This window comes from Parazoarcus communis SWub3 = DSM 12120 (genome assembly GCF_003226565.1).
Taxonomy (GTDB): Bacteria; Pseudomonadota; Gammaproteobacteria; order Burkholderiales; family Rhodocyclaceae; genus Parazoarcus; species Parazoarcus communis.
Window position 1 is genome coordinate 77,588 of sequence record NZ_QKOE01000016.1, and the last position, 18,787, is coordinate 96,374.

Genomic DNA, 18,787 nt, shown 5'->3' on the forward strand with positions numbered 1-18,787 from the left:
GATGATGAGCAAGCCACATGCCGCGCCGCTTACTCCCGGTCCACTGGTCCACGGCCTGTTCCATGTGGCCATCAAGACCGCCGACCTGGATGCGACCCTGGCCTTCTGGCGCGACCTGATCGGCTTGCGCAGCGTGCCGCGCCCCGACTTCGGCTACCCGGGCGCCTGGCTGGCGTGCGGCCAGCCGGGCGGGCTCGCCATCATTCACGTCTATGCCGGTGGCCCGGCGCTCGGTGCCAATGGCAAGGTCGAGTGTGGCACCGGCGCCATCGACCACCTGTCGCTGTCGTGCACCGGATATCACGCCACGCTGGCACGCCTGCGCGCGCTGAAGCTGGACTGGCGTGAGTTTCTGGTGCCCGGCACCAGCCTGTGGCAGATCTTTGTGTACGACCCCAGCGGCGTTCAGCTCGAACTCACCTTCGAAGGCGCAATGGAGGATGGCCCGCCGCCCGACATGTCGCCCGGACGCAAATATGAAGCGGGGCAGTGTTTCTTCGACCCCACCACCTATCCCAAACTGATTCCCGCAACCCCACTTCGAGAGCCCTCATGAAAATGCACAAACGCACCTTCCTCGCCCGTCTCTGTGCCGGCATCGGCGCCACCGCGCTGTCCTTCGCCCTGCTACCCAGCGCCCATGCCCAGGCGCTGGACAAGGTCAAGTTCGGCGTTTTCCCGGCCAGCTCCGCGCTGCCCTTCTACGTCGCGCAAAACAAGGGGCTGTTCAAGGAAGCCGGCCTCGACGTCGAGGAAGTTCCGATGACCAGCCATCCGCTTACCGTGCAGGCCATCGTCGCCGGCAGCATCGACGGCGCCGCCAACCTGGTGACGCTGGAAGGCGCCAACATCGAGTCGCGCCGCGCCAATACGCTGAAGTACATCTCGCTCAACGGCCAGAACAGCCAGTACGTGGTCGAACAGTTCGTCGCCCGCCCGGACGCGAAGATCAGCTCGCTGAAGGACTTCAAGGGCGGCATCAAGCTCTTTTCCGCCCCCGGCCCGGCCAACATCGGCTCGGCACGTGCGGTGCTGAAGCAGGTGGGACTCAAGGAAGGCACCGACTTCACCATTCAGGAGCAGCCGGTCGGCATGCATCTGTCGGTACTGCAGGCCGGCACCTTTGCCGGTGGATATACCCTGGAGCCCGCAGCGACCATGATGGTTTCGCAACAGGTCGCCAAGCGTATCGAAACCGGCGTCATCGCCACCCACCTGCTCGGCCGCCAGCAGGGCAATGCCTTTGCAACCGGTGCCGCCCTGTCGGACAAGTTCATCGCCGAAAGGCCCGATGTGGCCCGACGCTTCGCCCTGGCCTGGGCACGCGCGGTCGAGCTGGCGAAGACAGACAGCAGCACCCGCGGCTACCTGATCGCCGGCATGAAAGTCCCGCCGGAACTGGCTGCAACCATCCCGCTGGCAAACATGATCATGGTTCCCGAGCTGAGCGCCAATGATCAAGCCGACTTCCAGAAGTTTCTCGACATCGGTCAGGAGCTTGGCGTGATCAAGGAGCGCATGGATGCCAAGACCTTGTTGAAGGCCTATTGAACCCGAAGGACACGCGGAAGATGAAAGTCATGCCCGACGCCTACTACTCGGTGCCGCCCCTCGGGGCGACGCGGAGTGCGCCCCCCGAGCCGGCCCTGGCCGACCGCCTGCGGCGCTTTCCGGCCGGCACCCACATCACCATCCGGGGCCTGAGCAAGACCTTCGCCGGCACCCCGGTCTACGACAACTTCGACCTCGACATCCCCAAAGGCAAGATCGTGTCGGTGTTCGGCCCCAACGGCTGTGGCAAGAGCACGCTGATCAACATGATCTCCGGCATCCTGCCCTATGACCGTGGTCAGATCCTGTTCGATGGCAAGGAGGCGCACGAAACCCGCATCGGCTATGTGTTCCAGAACTACCGCGAAGCGGTGTTTCCCTGGATGCGAGCGATCGACAACATCCGCTATCCGCTGCAGTACCTCGGCATTCCCAAGGGAGAGCGCCAGGCCCGGCTGGATCGTCTGATCGAGAGCTTCGAAGTGCAGTTCGACCTCAACGCCTACCCTTACCAGATGTCAGGAGGCCAGCAGCAGCTGGTTTCCATCATGCGGGCGCTGGTGGTCGATCCCGAGGTACTGTTCCTCGACGAGCCGTTTTCCGCACTCGATTACGAAATGGTGATGTTCCTGCGCGGTCGCCTGCAAAAGGTGCTGACCGAACGTCAGGTCACCACCCTGCTGGTCTCGCACGACCTTGACGAAGCCGTGCTGCTGGCCGACGAAGTGCTGCTGCTCACCAAGCGGCCAACCCAGGTCGCCGAGCGCCTGCACTTCGACGCAGCCCGCCCCCGCACCGCCGACACCTCGGTCAGTGACGACTTCATCCGGGTCAAGTCGCGTGCGCTCGAAGTCTTCCAGCGCGAGGTACGCAAATGAACACTACCGCACTGCTCGCCCGCCTGCGTCCCCTCATCGGTGTCGTGGTACTGCTTGCCATATGGACCATCATGCACGCCACCCGGGCTGTCGACCCGGTGTTGCTGCCTTCGCCTGCCGAAGCGGCCACGGCGTTCTGGACCGGCATCACCGAGGGCACGCTGGCCGACGACTTCTTCAAGACCGTGGTCCGCACCTTGTGGTCCTTCGCCATCGCCGTGCTGGTGGCCGTTCCGCTGGGCATCGTGTTCGGCGCTTCGCAGAAGTTCTACGAATCGATCGAGTTCGCCATCGACTTCTTTCGCTCCACCCCCGCATCGGCGATGTTCCCGCTGTTTCTCGTCATCTTCGGCGTGGGCGAACTGACCAAGATTGCGGTTGCAGCCTTCGGTGCCGCGCTGGTGATCCTGTTCAACGTCGCCTACGGTGTGATGGGCGCGCGCAAGCAGCGCCAGCTTGCCGCAAGGGTGATGGGGGCGCCGCGCTGGCGGGTGCTGACCGACGTCACCCTGCTCGAGTCCATGCCCCAGGTCTTTGTCGGCATGCGCTCCGGCGTGTCGCTCGCGCTGGTGATCATCATCGTCGCCGAAATGTTCATCGGCTCGACCGACGGCCTCGGCCAGCGGGTGATGAACGCCCAGATGATCTTCGACATGCCCGACATGTACGTCGCCATCATCGCCGCTGGCGCGCTCGGCTATGCGATGAACCTGGTGTTCATCCTCGCCGAACGACGCTTCGTGCATTGGGGCGGCAAGTAAGAGAAGAGGCTCAAGCCCCTGCTAGCCCCTGCTCCCTGAACCCACGCCCTGCCACCACCGCTCAAGCGCCGCTTTCAACAAGGATCAAATCCATGCAGATCAACCTTCCCGACGTACTGGCCGAGGTCGAAGCCGTATTCGATGAGTACGAACACGCCCTGGTCAGCAACGACATCGATGTGCTCGACCGCCTGTTCTGGAACCACGAACTCACCCTGCGCTATGGCGCGGGCGAAAACCTGTACGGCTTCGCCGCCATCCAGGCCTTCCGCCAGGGCCGACCCGCCGCAAATCTCGAACGCACGGTCACCCGCCGCCAGGTCACCACCTTCGGCCGTGACCATGCCGTCACCAATATCGAGTTCTCGCGTACCGGCTCGACCCGCACCGGGCGCCAGAGCCAGACCTGGGTGCGCATGCCGGAGGGCTGGCGCGTGGTGTCGGCACATGTGAGCCTGCTCGGCTGACCGTCATGACATTGTGGATTGCCGCCTATGCGGCACTCGGTCTGTTCAGCGGCTTCTTTGCCGGACTCCTCGGCATCGGCGGTGGCGCAGTGATGGTGCCCATCCTGGCACTGCTGTTCGCGGCACAGGACTTCCCGCACTCGGAGATCATGCACCTGGCGCTGGGCAGCTCGATGGCCACCATCCTGTTCACCTCGCTGTCCTCGCTTGGCTCGCATCATCGCCATCAGGCCGTACGCTGGGAGGTGGTGCGGCAATTCACACCTGGCATCCTCGTCGGGACCCTGGTCGGTGCCGTCATTGCCCGGGTGGTCGACACCACCGTCCTGGCGACAATCTTCACCGCCTTCATCGCCGCCAATGCAATCAACCTGTTCCTCGATCGCAAGCCGCCCCCCAACCGCAGCCTGCCCGGACCCGCCGGCCTGAGCATCGCCGGACTGGTGATCGGCACCTTCTCCAGCCTGGTCGCCATCGGCGGCGCAGCGCTCTCGGTGCCCTACATGACCTGGTGCAATGTCCGCATCCAGCAGGCGATCGGCACTGCGGCAGCGCTGGGGTTTCCAATCGCCCTCGGCGGCTCGCTCGGCTACATCCTCAACGGCCTGCACGCCACCGACCTGCCGCCCGGCAGCCTGGGCTACCTGTTCCTGCCGGCACTATTCGCGCTCGTGCCCTGCGGCATGATCATGGCACCGGTCGGCGCCCGCTACGCACACCGCCTGCCGGTCGCAACGCTGAAAAAGATCTTCGCCACCGTCCTGGTCGTTCTTGCGGCAAAGATGTTGCATGGTCTGATGCAGACCGGGCAATGAGCTTTTGCCAAAGCGGATCAGGCCGCCGCCTCGGCAAAGGCATCGGCATGGAAGTTCGTCGGGCGCAATCCGGCCTTGGCCTGCAGCACGCTGCCAGCACTCGCGACCATGGCAGGTGAGCCGCAGGCATAAACCTCATGCGCCGACAGATCCGGGTAGTCCGCCAGCACGGCCTGTTGAACGTGACCGGTGCGCCCACCCCACCCCGCCTGCGGCCTTGACAGCACCGGCTCGTAGCGCAGCCACGGCAGCTCGCGCGCCCATTGCCGGACCATGGCATCACCATACAGGTCCTCGCGCTGGCGTCCTCCCCAGTACAGCGTCACCGACCGGCGCAGCCCGGCTCTGCGGGCCTGCTCGATGATGGCCTTGATCGGGGCGAAGCCGGTTCCGGTGGCCAGCAGGATCATGGGTGCCTGCGTTTCCTCACGCAGGTGAAAGCGGCCGAAGGGCCCTTCGATGCGCAGCATGTCACGCACTTTCAACCCGCCGAACACCTGCCCGGTAAACGCGCCACCAGGGCGGTGGTGGATGTGCAGTTCCAGCTGGTCCGACTTGCCCGGCGCAGTCGCCAGCGAGTAGCTGCGCCGACGGCCGTCGCGCAGCACGACATCGATGTACTGGCCCGCCCGGTAATCGAGTGTCTGACCCGCTGGCGGCTGCAGATGCAGCACGGCGACGTCGGCGGCCGGGCGCTCGATGCTGGCCAGCCGCACCGGCAGGCGACGCAGCGGCAAGCCGGGCAGGCCATCCACTTCGGCGCACTCGATGCGAACCGCGGTACGGGCCTGGGTTCGGCACAGCAGACAGTGACCGTTCGCCAGTGCGGTCTCGTCCAGTGCCCAAGCAGCAGGCTGACGCTCGACCTCGCCCCCGAGCACGGTCGCCCGGCAGGTGCCGCAGTCGCCCGTCCGGCACTGGTAGGGCAGGGCAAGACCCGCGGCCAGCCCTGCGTCGAGCAGGCTTTGCCCGGGCGCGACCGGAAAGGTCTTGCCGGCGGGCAGCAGTTCAACCCGAACAGGCTCGGGGCGGGGCGATGCGTCGGTCGTCGCATGTGCGGAAACGGCGTTCATCCATGCCTCCTCATACGCCCAGGTAGCGGGTCCATAAGCCACGATCGGAGTCGAGCTCCACCGAACTGCCCGTCCATGCAATGCGCCCGCGCTCGAGAATGATGTGGCGGTCGGCCAGCAGGACCAGCTTCTCGACATATTTATCCACCACCAGCGTGGTCTGCCCCACCGCCTTGAGCTGATCCAGGCAACGCCAGATCTCGTCCCGGATCACCGGCGCCAGCCCCTCGGTCGCCTCATCCAGGATCAGCAGCCGGGGGTTGGTAGACAAGGCGCGCGCAATCGCCAGCATCTGCTGCTCGCCTCCGGAGAGCTGGTTGCCCATGTTGCCGGCACGTTCCTTCAGCCGCGGAAACAGGCCATACAGACGATCCAGCGTCCATGCGTCGCGCAGGCCGTTGCGATTGTCGGCAAACGCCAGCAGATGCTCGCGCACCGTCAGGTTGGGAAAGCACTGGCGGCCCTCGGGCACGATGGCCACCCCCAGACGTGCAATCGCGTCGGCACGCGCGCCGTGGATGGGCTTGCCGCCGAAACGGATCTCGCCCTTCTTCGCACGCAGGCCGCCGATCAGGGTCTTGATCGTGGTGCTCTTGCCCATGCCATTGCGCCCGAGCAGGGTCAGCACCTCACCGGCATGGATATCGAAATCCAGCCCGAACAGCACCTGACTGGCGCCATACCCGGCCTCCAGGCCGCGACAACTCAACAAGGCTTCGTGCTTCATCGCGTTTCTCGCTTCAATTGGGGCGCGGCAGGCCGCATGCAGTCCATATGTGGATCGACAGGAGGGGTCATGCGTGCGCCTCCGTTCCCAGATACACCGCCTGCACCTCCGGGTGCCCCTTGATATGGCTGGCATCGCCCGAAGTCAGCACCCGGCCATACACCAGCACCGAAATGCGGTCGGCAAGCTGGAACACCGCATCCATATCGTGCTCGATCAACAGGATCGCGGTCTGCGCGCGCAGCTGCTCGATCAGCGCCACCATCTGCAGCGAATCCTCCGGGCCCATGCCAGCCATCGGCTCATCCAGCAACAACAAGCGCGGCCTTGCCGCCAGTGCGAGGGCGACATCGAGCTTGCGCTGGGCGCCGTGCGGCAATGTGCCGGCGATACGTCCCAGCACGTCGGCCAAACCCACCGTCTCGGCCAGGCGGAGCGCGGTCTCCATCAACACATCCTCGGCCGCGCGCCGTGACAGGAAGCGGAAGCTCGACCCCGCATGCGCCTGCGCCGCCAGCAGCAGGTTGTCGAGCACGGTGTCGCTCTTGAACACGCTGGTGACCTGGAAACAGCGCGACAAGCCAGCTCGCACGCGCTGATGCGGCGCCAGCGCGGCCAACTCGACCCCATCCAGGCTGAGGCTGCCTTCATCCAGCGGCAGCAAGCCCGAGATCAGATTGACCAAGGTGGATTTACCCGCGCCATTGGGGCCGATCAGCGCGTGAATCTCGCCCGGCTCAACGGTGATATCGACATGATCGGTCGCCAGCAGTCCGCCAAAACGCTTGACCAGACCCTTGGCCTCGAACAGGCTTGTTGCACTCATTGCGTCTTCTCCTTGCGTTCGAACAAGGTCGCCACGCCCTTGGGCGCAAAGAACACGACCAGGATCAGCATCAGCCCGATCGGCCAGTGCCAGTACTCGGTGTAGAGCTTGAGCACCTCGGCCAGCGTCAGCCAGATCGCCACGCCCAGCGGTCCGCCCCAGCGCTTGCCCATGCCTCCGATGGCCACCATCACCAGCAGGGTTGCGGACTCGGTCCAGTGCATCAGCGAGGGGCTGACAAAGTTGTTGTGGCTGGCCAGCAAGGCCCCTGCCAGCCCGGCCACCGCACCGGCGCCGGTAAAGGCCACCAGCTTGATGCGGTACACCGGATAGCCCATGGCCGCCATCCGCGTCTCGTTGTCGCGGATCCCCATCAGGGCATGGCCGAAGCGGGACACCGCCACCCGGCTGGAGAAGGCAAATACCAGCGCCGCCAGCGCCAGCACCACCCAGTAGAAGATGTCGGCATGCAGGCCGTCCAACCCGCCCAGCGACAGCGGGGTGTAGATGCCATAGCCATCGTCGCCACCATAGGTACGCAGCGACACCGCCAGGTAGTACAGCATCTGTGCGAAGGCCAGCGTGATCATCAGGAAATAGACCCCGCGGGCACGCAGCGACACCGCACCGATGGCCGCAGCAAACACCGCACTGATCACGATCGCCATGCCCCAGGCGGCCCAGGCCGAGCCGACGCCCGCCTCGACCATGGCCACCACGGTGTAGGCCCCCACACCGACAAAGCCGGCATGCCCCAGCGCCACCATGCCGCCGTAGCCAAGAATGAAATTCAGGCTGGTCGCGGCGATCATGACGATCAACAGTCGACGCACGAAGCCGATGTAGTACTCCAGCCCGAAAGCCGGTGCGATCAGCGGAAAGGCAGCCAGCACCGCCAGCACGACCCAGGGCAGCAGGCTGGCAGCACTACGCGGGCGGGCACCGGCACCCGCCGGCAGCGGAAGTGTTGCGACAGAACTCATGAATCGGCCCCTCAGGCACGTGCGGGGAACAGCCCCGCGGGTTTCAGGGTGAGCACGGCGGCCATCAGCACATACATCGCGATCCCGGCCAGCGCCGGACCAAGATCGGCGGCAAGCGACGGTGGCAGCACCGCACGCAGCATGGGCGGCAGGAAGGCACGGCCGGCGGTATCCACCAGCCCGACCAGCAAGGCCGCGACAAAGGCACCACGCACCGAGCCAATGCCGCCAATGACGATGACCACCAGTGCCGGGATCAGGATGGCCTCGCCCATGCCGATCTGCACGGCACCGATCGGCCCCATCAAGGCCCCCGCCAGCGCCGCCAGTGCAGCCCCAAGCGCGAACACGAAGGAGAACACGCGGCCGACCCGCACCCCCATGAACTCCGCCATCGACCGGTTGGAGGCGCCGGCACGCACCAGCATGCCCATGCGGGTGTGATTGACCAGCAGATAGAGCCCCAGCGCCACCGCCAGCCCGACACCCAGCAGCACCAGCCGGTAGGCGGGATACGGCAGCTCGGCCAGCAACTGCACCGGCCCGGTCAGCGCAGCCGGCGTCGGCGCCATGATCGGCGACGGCCCCCAGATGGCCTTGACCAGATCGTCGGCAATCAGGATCACGCCAAAGGTGGCCAGCACCTGGGCAAGGTGGTCACGGCTGTAGAGCCTGCGCACCACCAGCCACTCGATCAGCGCAGCGATCAGGATGGTGGCGACGATCGCCACCAGCACGGCGCCCAGAAAGGAGCCGCTGCTCTCATGTACCTTGGCCGCGATGTAGGCGCCGGCCATGTAGAGCGAGCCGTGCGCCAGGTTCATGGTGTCCATGATGCCGAACACCAGGGTCAGGCCGGCCGCGAGCAGGAACAGCATCAAGCCGTAGCCGAGACCGTTGAGCAGCTGCTCGAAAATGAAGATGGCATCCATAGGGTGCAACTCCGTCAGACAAGAACGAACGCGCGCCGCGGGTTTCCCCGCGGCGCCTGGATATCAGGCCGATGACTTAAAGCGCACACTCGCCGACATAGGCATCCTGATGCTTCTCCATCACCGTACCGACCAGCTTGTTGGTGAGCTTGCCCTCGGCATCCTTCTCCACCACGCGCAGGTAGTAGTTCTGCACCGGATTGTTGTTGGCGCCATAGCTGAATTCACCGCGTACCGACTTGAAGCTCGGCTTGGCCAGCGCCTTCGCCACTGCGGCGCGATCATCGAGCTTGCCGCCAACATCGCGCACCGCGGCGTCCATGGCCATGATGGCGTCGTAGGCCATTGCCGCATACACGGTGGGGTAGCGGCCGTCGTACTTCTTGCGGAAGGCCGAGACAAAGGCGGCATTGGCCGGCAGCGGCAGGTCGTGGGTCCAGTGCGCAGTGTTGTAGAGCCCGAGCATCGGCTCGCCGACGGCCTGGATCACATCCTGATCGGCAGAGAAGCCCGGTGCCACCAGCGGAATTTCCTTCAGCCCCCCGCCGATGTACTGCTTGATGAAGTTGATCCCCATCCCCCCCGGCAGGAAGAAGAACACCGCGTCGGGCTTGGCCGCGCGGATCTGGGCAATCTCGGCGGCGTAGTCGATCTGGCCGACCTTGGTGTAGATCTCATCCTTGAGCGCACCGCTGTAGATGCGCTTGAAGCCATTCAGGTGATCCTTGCCCGCCGGGTAATTGGGCGCAATGATCACCATGTTCTTGTAGCCCTTCTCGTTGGCAAACTTGCCCGCCGCTTCGTCATAGGTATCGTTCTGGTACTGGCCGAAGAAGAAGGGGTTGCATTGCTTGCCGGCAAACTGGCTGGGACCGGGATTGCTGGAGATGAAAGGCACCTTGGCGGCAAACAGGGCCGGACCGACGGCCAGCGCCGAATTTGACGCGATCGGACCGGTGAAAAAGTCGATCTTGTCGCGCTGCAGGTAGCGCGTCACCAACTGGTTGGCCTGCTCCGGGTTGCCGGCGAAATCGGTCTTCAGAAACTCGGCCGGCTGGCCACCGAGCTTGCCGCCCAGGGTTTCGATGGCGAGATCGAAGCCATCGCGGGCTTCGGCCCCGGCCGCCGCGAAGGGGCCCGAGATGTCGAGCGCAATGCCGACCTTGACCGGATCGGCGGCCTGAGCCACCAGTGCGCTACAGAGAACAGCGGCGAGTACTGCGTGTTTCGGCTTGAACATGAAGAACTCCTTGGGATCGAACAATCGTGGGCTACTGATCTGCTGGGGATGCCTGTGGGTGCTCAGTCCGGCGACACCGCGACCTGCACGCGGCCATCGACCACCCGCACCGGGTAGGCGCGCACCGGCGCGGTCAGCGGTGCGCATTTGTGCTGGCCGGTGCGGATGTCGAACAGACCCTGATGCAGGGGGCACTCGACGCAACCCTCCTCGACATAGCCGTCCGACAACCTGGCGGCGCCGTGCGAACACAGGTCGCGCAGGCCAAACAGCTCGTCGCCGATACGGAACACCGCAATCTCGACACCGCCGGCCACCACCGGCCAGGAACCACCATCGGGAAAGTCATCCACCACGCCGACGTCATGCCAGGCCAGGACGTCCACCGGAGACAGGCTTGTGCTCATCACTGCCTCCTCAGACCGGGGTGGCGAGCAGGGTCTGCACGCGCGAAGTGTCGTAGATGACGCGCTTCTTCTGATAGCGCCAGCCCTCGGCCGTACGCACCACGCGGTCTTCGTAGCGGCCGGCCTGATAGACCTGCGACTCACCATTGGCGCGGGTCTGCACCACCACATAGTTGGCCTTCATCTCCACCGTGTCGGCATCGACCGGGGTGATGTCCAGCCCCGAAGTCATGTGCCGGTAGGTGTGGGCCTCGAAGATGTTGGCATTGCGCAGCGACACCACGCGGTCGCGCAACATGCGCTGGTTGTTGCACCACATGATCCCCACCGGCAGGCCCATGTCGGCGTTTTCCTTGGGGATGATTCCGTACTCGCAATCCTCGGTGAACAATGCCGGCCACTCTTCCAGCCGGTCGTTGTCCAGCACGCTGACATAGCGCTCCTGCAGGCTGTGGAGTTCGAACCACAGCGCCATCCGTTCCATCGTGTCCATGTCGGTCAAAGTCCCATCAGTTTCTGGTAGCCCGCCCAGAAGCGGCGGATCAGGCTCTCGGTGATCACGGTGTCCTGCTGTTCGGGGTTGTCGCGCGCCATCTCGATCACCGAGCAGGCCGCCGGATCTCGTCGTGTGCCCTTCTGCACCAGCTCGGTCGCCTCGGTGTCCTCCATCGAGATGTAGCCGGCGGGGCCGACCAGATTGGCCTGCTTCAGGCGCAGCTCGCGCAGCGCCGGGGTGTCGTCGGTGTAGCCGAAGAAATGAAAGATCAGCTCGAAGTTGTCCGGTCCCTTGGGCAGCAGCTGGCGCGCCACCAGGGTGTTGTGGATCTGCTGGATGACCAGCTGCGGGAAGATCGGCTGAATGTGATTCGTCGTGAGCTCGTCGTATTCCTTGACGTGCCCCAGCACTGAATCGTCCTCGAGCTGGAAGCCATCATCCATCGAGCGGATGCCTTGCTGCTTGTAGGCATCCGCGGTGTCCTCCTCGTTCTTGGTCACCGTGATGATGCTGTGCAGACCGTGCCTGGCATCCGGAATCGACCGTGCCGCCATCCCCACCCGGAAAATGTTGAAGGTGGTGTGGAACAGGTGCAGCATGCTGGCGTGGTAGGGATCCTTGACGTTCTCGAAGTAGAGCTTCCAGTTCGACTGCGAGTACTGCCGGGTGCAGCCAAGAAACTCGATCGGCTTGTGGAAGATGCGGTCGATCCACGGTCGCATCTCGGCGCCCAGGTAATCGGGCAGCATCGGGGCGTCGTCGCTGAAGGTGGCGAAGATCAGCCCACGGTAGCTCTCCACCTTCAATTGCCGCAGGCTGTGGCACTTGGGGTCGAAGTCCTTGGGCATGCCGCTCATGTGCTTCTGGCCGCGACGGAAGGGCACGCCCAGCAGGTTGCCGCGCTGATCGAAGCTCCACTGGTGATAGACACAGGCGTGCGAACTGGCATTGCCGCGGGCATTGCGGCACACCATGGCACCGCGATGCGAACAGCGATTCACCCAACAGGCCAGTTCGCCATCGTCAGTACGGGTGACCACCACCGGGGTGTCGCCGACAAAGGTGCTCTTGTAGTCGCCCGGCTTCGGAATCTCGCACTCCAGCCCCAGGAAGTTCCAGGTCGGGCCGCGGTAGATGCGCTCCTGCTCCAGCTCGTAAATCTCCTGCGAACTGAATACGGCATAGGGCACCCGCGAGCCGTCGGCACGCGGAAAGAACACCAGCTTTTCTTCGGAAGGTGCGGCGTCAGCCGCGGACAGCGGGGCATTCATCGGATTCTCCGTGGATCGTTCGGGGCACTGCTGCACTGCGCAATCGGTGAATCCATTGTGTGCAGCCGCCCCATCCGGTGCTATCCACGAATCGCAGAAGCTGGCCGGCGTTATCCGTTTATCGCAACTTTCCCCACCAAGCCTGATCCTGATCAAAGCAGCCGCAACGAGATGATGCTTTGCACCAAAACGTGCGGCACGCCGCTTGCTTTGATCCAGCTACCCGACGACGCATCACACAAAGTCAGGAGCCCCCAAATGCATGCCTATGGCACCTCACCGGAGCCTGTTGCGCTCCGCCAGCGCAGGTATTTCGAGTCCGTCGACATCGACGACACCTGCATCCGCATCTCGTCCATCCTCCAACCCCACCGGCTGGAACCCACCCAGCGCACACGCCCCATCCGCTCGCATATGGATGTCGCCCGCATTGGCAGCACGGCGATCGGTGCGATCGACTTTGGCGATGCGATGAAGGTGTTCGTGGACGAGATGGAGGATTACTACCTGTTCGTCTGCTGCCTGCGCGGTCATGCCGAGATCGACAGCATGGGCGAGCGCACCACGATCGGGCGCGACCGCGGCGCAGTGTGCATTCCTGGGGCGAAATTCCACGGCCGCTTCTCGCCCGATTGCGAACAGTTCTTCATGCGGGTGGACCGCGCCGCGCTGACCGCGCATACCGGAGTAGAACTGATGCACTTCGACCACCGGCTGGACCTGACAAGCCCGGCGCTGGCACCCTGGCTGGCGCAGTTCCGCCTGTTCGCCTCACAGCCCGAGATGATCGAACTGGCCGAGCGTAACCCGGTGGTGGCGGTGGAAATGGAGCGGATGTTGCTGACCCTGCTGCTGGCCGGCCAGCCGCACCGACCCTCGGTGCAACAGGAAACGACGGGCATCGCGCCCGCCATCGTGCGTCGCGCCGAAGCCTATATCGAAGCGCACGCCTGCGAACCGATCCGTCTGGGCGACATTGCCGCCGCGGTGGATGTCCCCACCCGCACGCTGCTGGACGGCTTCCAGCGTTTTCGCGACTACAGCCCGATGGAACTGGTCCGCCGCCGCCGTCTGACCCGTGCCCGCGAGCGCCTGCAAAGCGACGCCACAGCCGTGCGTGTTGCGGACGTCGCCCTCGACTGCGGCTTCGGCCACATCGGCCGCTTCTCGATCGCGTATCGCGAAGCCTTCGGCGAAGCCCCCTCCGACACTCTCCAGCGTCGCACTGGCGCGCGCTGAAGGGGGCTTCTCGATCAAGCGCTGTCGGTCTTGGTCGACACCAGCCAGTAGGTAATGCCCAAGGCCAGCACGATGACCCCGATTGCATAGAGATAAGCAGGCTCGAGCGTGCTCAGGTCAAGCACGATCACCTTGCGTGCAATCGCCATCAGCGCCGTGGCCACCACCAGCTTGACGTGTATGACGTCGTCTCGCAGGTAAAGGGTGATGTTGGCAAAGATCTCGATGGCAATCAGCACCGCGAGGAAAGCCGCGAACACCACAAAGATGTCGTTGAACTGCAGCAACATCACCGGCGGTGCGGACAGCCGTTCGTAAAGCACCAGCACCACATCGGCCACGCACCACAGGATCACCGCCACCATCAGCACCGCCAGCAGACGGATCGCCTGCCGGATCACCCAGTGCAGCCGATCGATCAGCGGGTCGTCGCTGACCGCGGAAAGATGGTTGGCATGAGCAGGCAGATTGGTATCGGTTTTCATCGCACGCTCCCTCAGGGATCATCCGCGAAGGGGGATACCCTTCGCAACGCAATCAACCACCGGGCCGGGCACGCGCGGCCTCGGCCAGCCCCCAATGACGCGCCGCCTGGGCGATCAAGGCGTGTTCCTCAGCCGTGCGCACGCCATCGGCAGAGACGATCTCCTCAATCGCTTCCAGCAGCAGGCTACGGAATGCCGGATCGCGGATTTCGTCCAGCAGTTGCAGCAGGGCATCGTCCGCCAGCCTCAGATGCAGGCTGTCGAGGTAGTCGCTGCCCATCATCAGATCCTCACAATAGTGGCGCAACACCTCATCGAAGTCCGCACGCTGGATCCCGAGCGAGCCCGTCACCCCGCTACGCGCCAGGGAGTCGAGTTCGGCCTGATCGAGCACGCCATCGGCCAGCAAGGCGTGAGCCAGGATGCGTGCCGCTGCACGCGAGCTATCCGTTTCATAACGACGCATGGTTACTCTCCTGTTGGCGGTCAGGCAAATGCGCTGACATCACCTTCAAGGTAGAGGCATTTCGAACGACAAAAAAGTCGAATCTTCATGCAACAACCGTCGAAAAAATCGATCAATCCTTCACTCGTCCCCTGAGTAGCGTGTCTCCGTGTGAGCATCGACTGCCGAACCCCACTCCCCTTCGACGACGCTCAGGGCGCGGAATTCAAGGATCGGAGCCATCGGACATGAACACACTCAACTACAAGCACCTGCGCTACTTCTGGATGGTCGCCAAGGCCGGCAGCGTCGCCCGTGCGGCCCGCCTGCTGCACCTGACCCCGCACTCGGTCAGCGCACAACTCGTGAGCTTCGAGGACAGCCTGGGGGTCAAGCTGTTTCGTCGCGTCGGACGCCGGCTTGAGCTGAGCGATGCCGGCGAACGCATCCTGACCCATGCGGAAGAGATCTTTACCCTGGGTGACCGCATTGTGGACATCCTGCGAGACCAGCGCGCGGTCACTGCGCCACCCTTCCGTATCGGCATCACCGACGCCATGCCCAAGTCGCTGGTCTACACCCTGCTGGAGCCTGCGCTGAAACTCGAATCGGCGGGACGGCTGATCTGCCGCGAGGGCCTGCTTGCCCCCCTGCTGACCGAGCTGGCCATCCACCGCCTGGATCTGGTCATCGCCGACAGGCCCTTGCCACCGCACGTCAGCATCAAGGGCTACAGTCATCTGCTTGGAAGCAGTCCGCTGGCCGTGTTCGGCGCCGAAACACTGCTCGCACGCCTGCCACCGACCTTTCCCGCCCTGCTCCACGATGCGCCCTTCCTGCTGCCCGGCGAAGACGTAGCCTCACGCGCCGCGCTGCTGCAGTGGCTGGAAACCCATCACCTGCACCCGCGCATCGTGGCCGAGCTGGATGACAGCGCACTGATGAAAGCCTTCGGCCAGGCCGGAGCCGGACTGTTCGTCGCCCCCGCCGCCATCTCGGGCTACATCTGCGAACACTTCCAGGTTCGCGAGGCGGGCCGCATTCCCTCGCTGAAGGAATCGGTCTATGCAATCACCACCGAACGACAAATGCGCCATCCGGTCATGTCCGCAATCAGCGACCAGGCGAGGAAATGTCTCGCCTGATCACGCCGCCACCCGCTCCTACCCCAGCCCCCATCAACACCACCTCAAACCCCGGTCAGGGCGTGGGCGACGGCGGCTACAAGTACCCAAGGCGCCCCGGCAGCCACAAGGCCAGCTGCGGAAAGATGATCATCGCGGTGAGCCCGCCCGCCATCGCCAGCACCAGCCAGATGACCCAGCGGAAGGTCTCTTCCATGCCGATACCGGCAATACGCGAGGTGATCATCAGCGAGATCGCCATCGGCGGCGTGAACTGACCAATGGCAAGGTTGATCGTCATCATCACGCCAAACCAGACCAGATCCCACCCCATGGCCAACGCGATCGGCACCAGCAAGGGCAGCAGGATCAGGAAGATCGACACCGCATCGAGGAACATGCCTGCCACCAGCAGCAACAGGTTGATCGACAGCAACATCAGCCACTCGCTGGAGTGCATGCCGACCAGCGCCTTGGCAGCGACGTCGAAGATACCCAGCGTGTTGCCGGCCCAGGCGAATACCGAAGCGATGCCGATGATCATCAGCACCACGGCCGACAACTCACCCGCCTCGACCAGCAGGCGGAACAGGTCCCTGAAGCGGATGCTGCGATAGATCACCATGCCGACGAAGACCCCGTAGGCCACAGCCACCACCGCGGCCTCGGTCGGCGTAAACAGGCCGGTACGCAGGCCACCGAGGATGATGACCGGCGCCAGCAACCCCCAGATCGCATCGACAAAGCTCTTGCCCAACGGTGGCCGCTCGGCCTTGTAACCCTTGCCGAAACCATGCCTGCGGCTGATGATGATGGCAGGCACCAGCAGGCAGAGCGCCGCCACCATGCCAGGGAACAGACCTGCGGCAAACAGCGCCGGCACCGTCGCTGCGGGCACCATCACGCTATAGACGATGAAGGCGACCGAAGGCGGAATCACGATCGCGGTCGAGCCTGCGGCAGCAATCAATCCTGCCGAAAAGCCTTTCGGGTAGCCGCGCGCGATCATCGACGGCAGCATGACCGCCGCCACCGCCGCCGCATCGGCGGGCCCTGAGCCCGAGATGCCACCCAGCAGCATCGACACCAGCACCGCAACGACCGCCAGCGAGCCGGTCCATTCGCCAACGATGGCGGTGACAAAGCGCACCAGGCGCTGGGCCACCCCCGAGCGCTCGAAAATCATGCCTGCCAGGATGAACATCGGAATGGCCAGCAAGGGATACTTGGCGATGCCGGCGTAGATGTTGGTCGGCACCGCAAGCTGGTCGAAGCCGGCCATGGCCAGCACGGCAATGCTGGCCACCCCCAGCCCTACGGCCAACGGCATGCCCGCGACCAGGCACAGCAGGAACAAGGCAACAAGCGTGGCGCCGATCATGCGCGCCTCCGCAAGCGGGTATGCATCAGGCGCAACACGATCAGCACCGCCAGCGTCGGCATCCACACGGTATACCACCACTGCGGCACCCCGAGCGCGGGTGAGGTTTCTTCGAAACGATACTGGTCATAGGTCAGCCGGCCTGCATAGAAAGCAATGAAGCCGAACAGCGCGGAGGTGACAATGAAGGACAACCAGCGTGCAGCGGCACGCCATCCCCGCGGCAGACGTTCGACGAAGAAACCGACGCTGATGTGCCGGTCGAAGGCGAACGCGGTCGACGAGCCCAGAAAGGACAGGATGATCAGCAGGGCGATGGAGAACTCCTCCGTCGCCGCAAACGACTGCGAGGTCAGGTAACGTGCAATCACGTTGCCAAGCGAGATCAGCACGATCATGCCCATGACTACCCCGGTCAGCACCTGCTCGAGGGTATAGGACGGCAGAACCGGTTCATCCCCTGCGCGGGCCTCCGGCGGCACTTCGATACTCATTGACGAGCCTTTCTGGCAATCATTGAAAAACACAACGGGCAGGCCTGTTTCGGCACTGCCCGGAAATAACTCACTCAAGCCATGCAGCCATCATGGCATGCCGGAATGGCACACCACGATGACCGGAAACCGCCGCTCAGCGCTTGGCGATATCCTCTTCGGCCTGCTTGACCAGATCGGCCCCTACGCGATCGGCCCACTCCTTGTAGACTCCCGAGGTGGCCTTGCGGAAGGCATCGCGCTCGGCGTCGGAGAGACGGACCACCGACACGCCATTGGCCTCGATTTCCTTCAGCAGCGCATCGTCACCGGCGGAAATGCCGGCACGGGCGCGGGCGACCTCTTCCTTGGCTGCCTGCAGTGCAGCTTCACGCACCAGCGCCTGGTCCTGTGCCGTCCAGCTGTTCCACACGTTCTTGTTGACGACGAAAATCAGCGGATCCGCGACATAGCCCCACAAGGTCAGGTGCTTCTGCCCAACCGTATGCAGCTTGGCGGCATTGAACACCGCCAGCGGGTTCTCCTGCCCATCGACTGCACCCGTCGCCATCGCAGGCTGCGCATCGGCCCAGCTCATCTGCGTGGGGTTGGCACCCAGTGCATTGAAGGTGGCGAGGAACAGTGGCGAGCCGACCACCCGCATCTTCATGCCCTTGAGGTCTTCCGGCGTGCGGATCGGCTTCTTGGAGTTGGACACCTCACGGAAACCGTTCTCGCCCCATGCCAGCGGCACCACATCGCGCTCACCCAGCAGATCGAACATCTTCTTGCCGACACGGCCCTGGGTCAGGGCGTCGATGGCCTTGTGGTCGGGCATCAGGAAGGGCAGGGCGAACAGATTGAGCTCGCGCACCTGCGGCGACCAGTTGATGGTCGATCCCACCGCCATGTCGATGATGCCCTGACGCAGCGCGGTGAACTCCTTGGTCTGGTCACCGGAGACCAGCGAGGTACCCGGATAGACCTTGATCTTGATCCGGCCTTCGGTCTTTTCCGCGACCAGATCCGCCCAACGCTTGGCACCCCAACCCCACGGGAAGGCTTCGCCAAGCACGGTGGACAGCTTGTACTCGTCCTTGTAAGGCGCGGCGGCAGTCGCCGGCAGGGAGAAACCCAGCGCAGCCGAAGCAAACAGGCCGGCGATCAGGGCGGTAAAACGACGTTTCTGCATGAAAAGGTCTCCCACGAATTG

The 18,787-nt window shown here is 64.2% G+C and carries 22 protein-coding genes; 8 read left to right on the plus strand and 14 right to left on the minus strand.

Annotation, left to right across the window (positions count from 1 at the left end; genetic code table 11):
- Position 1 precedes the first annotated feature (1 nt).
- From DNK49_RS17925 to DNK49_RS17950, 6 genes are all read left to right on the plus strand, one after another.
- A complete protein-coding gene (locus DNK49_RS17925) occupies positions 2-556 on the plus strand; it encodes a VOC family protein (protein WP_110527681.1) in 555 nt (184 codons plus the stop codon).
- Positions 553-1,551, plus strand: a complete 999-nt coding sequence (locus DNK49_RS17930) for an ABC transporter substrate-binding protein (protein WP_207807033.1) — start codon at positions 553-555, stop codon at positions 1,549-1,551. The genes DNK49_RS17925 and DNK49_RS17930 overlap by 4 nt, the downstream gene beginning before the upstream one ends.
- 20 nt (positions 1,552-1,571) lie before the next feature.
- Positions 1,572-2,429, plus strand: coding sequence for an ABC transporter ATP-binding protein (locus tag DNK49_RS17935; RefSeq protein WP_207807034.1), 858 nt, complete (start codon positions 1,572-1,574; stop codon positions 2,427-2,429).
- The gene (locus tag DNK49_RS17940; protein WP_110527684.1) at positions 2,426-3,190 is read left to right on the plus strand and encodes an ABC transporter permease; all 765 of its coding nucleotides are present in this window, start codon (positions 2,426-2,428) and stop codon (positions 3,188-3,190) included. The genes DNK49_RS17935 and DNK49_RS17940 overlap by 4 nt, the downstream gene beginning before the upstream one ends.
- A gap of 92 nt (positions 3,191-3,282) precedes the next feature.
- Entirely contained in the window at positions 3,283-3,657 is a 375-nt protein-coding gene (gene hpxZ / locus DNK49_RS17945; RefSeq protein WP_110527687.1) for an oxalurate catabolism protein HpxZ, read from the plus strand.
- Between the two features lie 5 nt (positions 3,658-3,662).
- Positions 3,663-4,472 (plus strand): sulfite exporter TauE/SafE family protein, encoded by an 810-nt coding sequence (locus DNK49_RS17950; RefSeq protein ID WP_110527690.1) that lies wholly within the window; start codon positions 3,663-3,665, stop codon positions 4,470-4,472.
- Positions 4,473-4,489: 17 nt separating this feature from the next.
- Here DNK49_RS17950 and DNK49_RS17955 read toward each other — a convergent pair whose 3' ends face one another.
- From DNK49_RS17955 to andAc, 9 genes are all read right to left on the minus strand, one after another.
- Positions 4,490-5,545: a 2Fe-2S iron-sulfur cluster-binding protein gene (locus DNK49_RS17955; RefSeq protein WP_110527693.1), complete on the minus strand. Its 1,056-nt coding sequence runs from the start codon at positions 5,543-5,545 to the stop codon at positions 4,490-4,492.
- A gap of 10 nt (positions 5,546-5,555) precedes the next feature.
- Positions 5,556-6,272 carry an ABC transporter ATP-binding protein gene (locus tag DNK49_RS17960; RefSeq protein WP_110527697.1) on the minus strand — a complete coding sequence of 239 codons (717 nt, stop codon included), beginning with the start codon at positions 6,270-6,272 and terminating at the stop codon, positions 5,556-5,558.
- 67 nt (positions 6,273-6,339) lie between these two features.
- Positions 6,340-7,098: an ABC transporter ATP-binding protein gene (locus DNK49_RS17965; protein WP_110527700.1), complete on the minus strand. Its 759-nt coding sequence runs from the start codon at positions 7,096-7,098 to the stop codon at positions 6,340-6,342.
- Entirely contained in the window at positions 7,095-8,081 is a 987-nt protein-coding gene (locus tag DNK49_RS17970; RefSeq protein WP_110527702.1) for a branched-chain amino acid ABC transporter permease, read from the minus strand. The genes DNK49_RS17965 and DNK49_RS17970 overlap by 4 nt, the downstream gene beginning before the upstream one ends.
- Positions 8,082-8,092: 11 nt before the next feature.
- Positions 8,093-9,013 (minus strand): branched-chain amino acid ABC transporter permease, encoded by a 921-nt coding sequence (locus DNK49_RS17975; RefSeq protein ID WP_110527705.1) that lies wholly within the window; start codon positions 9,011-9,013, stop codon positions 8,093-8,095.
- A 76-nt stretch (positions 9,014-9,089) separates the two neighbouring features.
- The gene (locus tag DNK49_RS17980; RefSeq protein WP_110527812.1) at positions 9,090-10,253 is read right to left on the minus strand and encodes an ABC transporter substrate-binding protein; all 1,164 of its coding nucleotides are present in this window, start codon (positions 10,251-10,253) and stop codon (positions 9,090-9,092) included.
- 62 nt (positions 10,254-10,315) lie between these two features.
- The gene (andAb, locus tag DNK49_RS17985) at positions 10,316-10,660 is read right to left on the minus strand and encodes an anthranilate 1,2-dioxygenase ferredoxin subunit AndAb (protein WP_110527708.1); all 345 of its coding nucleotides are present in this window, start codon (positions 10,658-10,660) and stop codon (positions 10,316-10,318) included.
- Between the two features lie 10 nt (positions 10,661-10,670).
- Positions 10,671-11,153, minus strand: coding sequence for an anthranilate 1,2-dioxygenase small subunit AndAd (gene andAd, locus DNK49_RS17990; RefSeq protein WP_207807035.1), 483 nt, complete (start codon positions 11,151-11,153; stop codon positions 10,671-10,673).
- A gap of 5 nt (positions 11,154-11,158) precedes the next feature.
- The gene (andAc, locus tag DNK49_RS17995) at positions 11,159-12,427 is read right to left on the minus strand and encodes an anthranilate 1,2-dioxygenase large subunit AndAc (RefSeq protein WP_110527711.1); all 1,269 of its coding nucleotides are present in this window, start codon (positions 12,425-12,427) and stop codon (positions 11,159-11,161) included.
- A gap of 258 nt (positions 12,428-12,685) precedes the next feature.
- On the opposite strand from andAc, the gene andR reads away from it, so the two are divergent.
- The gene (andR, locus tag DNK49_RS18000; protein WP_110527713.1) at positions 12,686-13,666 is read left to right on the plus strand and encodes an anthranilate 1,2-dioxygenase regulatory protein AndR; all 981 of its coding nucleotides are present in this window, start codon (positions 12,686-12,688) and stop codon (positions 13,664-13,666) included.
- A 14-nt stretch (positions 13,667-13,680) separates the two neighbouring features.
- Here the strand turns inward: andR and DNK49_RS18005 are convergent, their stop codons facing one another.
- Positions 13,681-14,151: a phosphate-starvation-inducible PsiE family protein gene (locus tag DNK49_RS18005; protein WP_110527716.1), complete on the minus strand. Its 471-nt coding sequence runs from the start codon at positions 14,149-14,151 to the stop codon at positions 13,681-13,683.
- 52 nt (positions 14,152-14,203) lie between these two features.
- Positions 14,204-14,617, minus strand: a complete 414-nt coding sequence (locus DNK49_RS18010) for a TerB family tellurite resistance protein (protein ID WP_110527719.1) — start codon at positions 14,615-14,617, stop codon at positions 14,204-14,206.
- Positions 14,618-14,844: 227 nt separating this feature from the next.
- On the opposite strand from DNK49_RS18010, the gene DNK49_RS18015 reads away from it, so the two are divergent.
- Positions 14,845-15,741, plus strand: coding sequence for a LysR family transcriptional regulator (locus tag DNK49_RS18015; RefSeq protein ID WP_110527722.1), 897 nt, complete (start codon positions 14,845-14,847; stop codon positions 15,739-15,741).
- A gap of 76 nt (positions 15,742-15,817) precedes the next feature.
- Here DNK49_RS18015 and DNK49_RS18020 read toward each other — a convergent pair whose 3' ends face one another.
- The 3 genes from DNK49_RS18020 to DNK49_RS18030 all read right to left on the minus strand — a co-directional run bounded on the left by DNK49_RS18020 (position 15,818) and on the right by DNK49_RS18030 (position 18,766).
- Positions 15,818-17,101, minus strand: a complete 1,284-nt coding sequence (locus tag DNK49_RS18020) for a TRAP transporter large permease (protein WP_110527725.1) — start codon at positions 17,099-17,101, stop codon at positions 15,818-15,820.
- Positions 17,098-17,595, minus strand: a complete 498-nt coding sequence (locus tag DNK49_RS18025; RefSeq protein WP_110527728.1) for a TRAP transporter small permease — start codon at positions 17,593-17,595, stop codon at positions 17,098-17,100. Before DNK49_RS18025 ends, DNK49_RS18020 begins: the two co-directional genes overlap by 4 nt.
- A 136-nt stretch (positions 17,596-17,731) precedes the next feature.
- On the minus strand, positions 17,732-18,766 hold the full coding sequence (locus DNK49_RS18030; RefSeq protein WP_110527818.1) for a DctP family TRAP transporter solute-binding subunit: 1,035 nt from the start codon (positions 18,764-18,766) through the stop codon (positions 17,732-17,734).
- Positions 18,767-18,787: the final 21 nt, after the last annotated feature.

Bases quoted from the DNA above. Each gene is read 5' to 3' on its own strand.
- DNK49_RS18025 (WP_110527728.1), bottom strand. From the start codon at position 17,595: ATGAGTATCGAAGTGCCGCCGGAGGCCCGCGCAGGGGATGAACCGGTT.
- DNK49_RS18030 (WP_110527818.1), bottom strand. From the start codon at position 18,766: ATGCAGAAACGTCGTTTTACCGCCCTGATCGCCGGCCTGTTTGCTTCG.
- DNK49_RS17975 (WP_110527705.1), bottom strand. From the start codon at position 9,013: ATGGATGCCATCTTCATTTTCGAGCAGCTGCTCAACGGTCTCGGCTAC.
- andR (WP_110527713.1), top strand. From the start codon at position 12,686: ATGCATGCCTATGGCACCTCACCGGAGCCTGTTGCGCTCCGCCAGCGC.
- DNK49_RS18005 (WP_110527716.1), bottom strand. From the start codon at position 14,151: ATGAAAACCGATACCAATCTGCCTGCTCATGCCAACCATCTTTCCGCG.
- DNK49_RS17940 (WP_110527684.1), top strand. From the start codon at position 2,426: ATGAACACTACCGCACTGCTCGCCCGCCTGCGTCCCCTCATCGGTGTC.
- hpxZ (WP_110527687.1), top strand. From the start codon at position 3,283: ATGCAGATCAACCTTCCCGACGTACTGGCCGAGGTCGAAGCCGTATTC.
- DNK49_RS17960 (WP_110527697.1), bottom strand. From the start codon at position 6,272: ATGAAGCACGAAGCCTTGTTGAGTTGTCGCGGCCTGGAGGCCGGGTAT.
- DNK49_RS18020 (WP_110527725.1), bottom strand. From the start codon at position 17,101: ATGATCGGCGCCACGCTTGTTGCCTTGTTCCTGCTGTGCCTGGTCGCG.
- DNK49_RS17925 (WP_110527681.1), top strand. From the start codon at position 2: ATGATGAGCAAGCCACATGCCGCGCCGCTTACTCCCGGTCCACTGGTC.
- andAc (WP_110527711.1), bottom strand. From the start codon at position 12,427: ATGAATGCCCCGCTGTCCGCGGCTGACGCCGCACCTTCCGAAGAAAAG.
- DNK49_RS17930 (WP_207807033.1), top strand. From the start codon at position 553: ATGAAAATGCACAAACGCACCTTCCTCGCCCGTCTCTGTGCCGGCATC.
- DNK49_RS17955 (WP_110527693.1), bottom strand. From the start codon at position 5,545: ATGAACGCCGTTTCCGCACATGCGACGACCGACGCATCGCCCCGCCCC.
- andAd (WP_207807035.1), bottom strand. From the start codon at position 11,153: ATGGACACGATGGAACGGATGGCGCTGTGGTTCGAACTCCACAGCCTG.
- DNK49_RS17980 (WP_110527812.1), bottom strand. From the start codon at position 10,253: ATGTTCAAGCCGAAACACGCAGTACTCGCCGCTGTTCTCTGTAGCGCA.
- andAb (WP_110527708.1), bottom strand. From the start codon at position 10,660: ATGAGCACAAGCCTGTCTCCGGTGGACGTCCTGGCCTGGCATGACGTC.
- DNK49_RS17965 (WP_110527700.1), bottom strand. From the start codon at position 7,098: ATGAGTGCAACAAGCCTGTTCGAGGCCAAGGGTCTGGTCAAGCGTTTT.
- DNK49_RS17950 (WP_110527690.1), top strand. From the start codon at position 3,663: ATGACATTGTGGATTGCCGCCTATGCGGCACTCGGTCTGTTCAGCGGC.
- DNK49_RS17970 (WP_110527702.1), bottom strand. From the start codon at position 8,081: ATGAGTTCTGTCGCAACACTTCCGCTGCCGGCGGGTGCCGGTGCCCGC.
- DNK49_RS18015 (WP_110527722.1), top strand. From the start codon at position 14,845: ATGAACACACTCAACTACAAGCACCTGCGCTACTTCTGGATGGTCGCC.
- DNK49_RS17935 (WP_207807034.1), top strand. From the start codon at position 1,572: ATGAAAGTCATGCCCGACGCCTACTACTCGGTGCCGCCCCTCGGGGCG.
- DNK49_RS18010 (WP_110527719.1), bottom strand. From the start codon at position 14,617: ATGCGTCGTTATGAAACGGATAGCTCGCGTGCAGCGGCACGCATCCTG.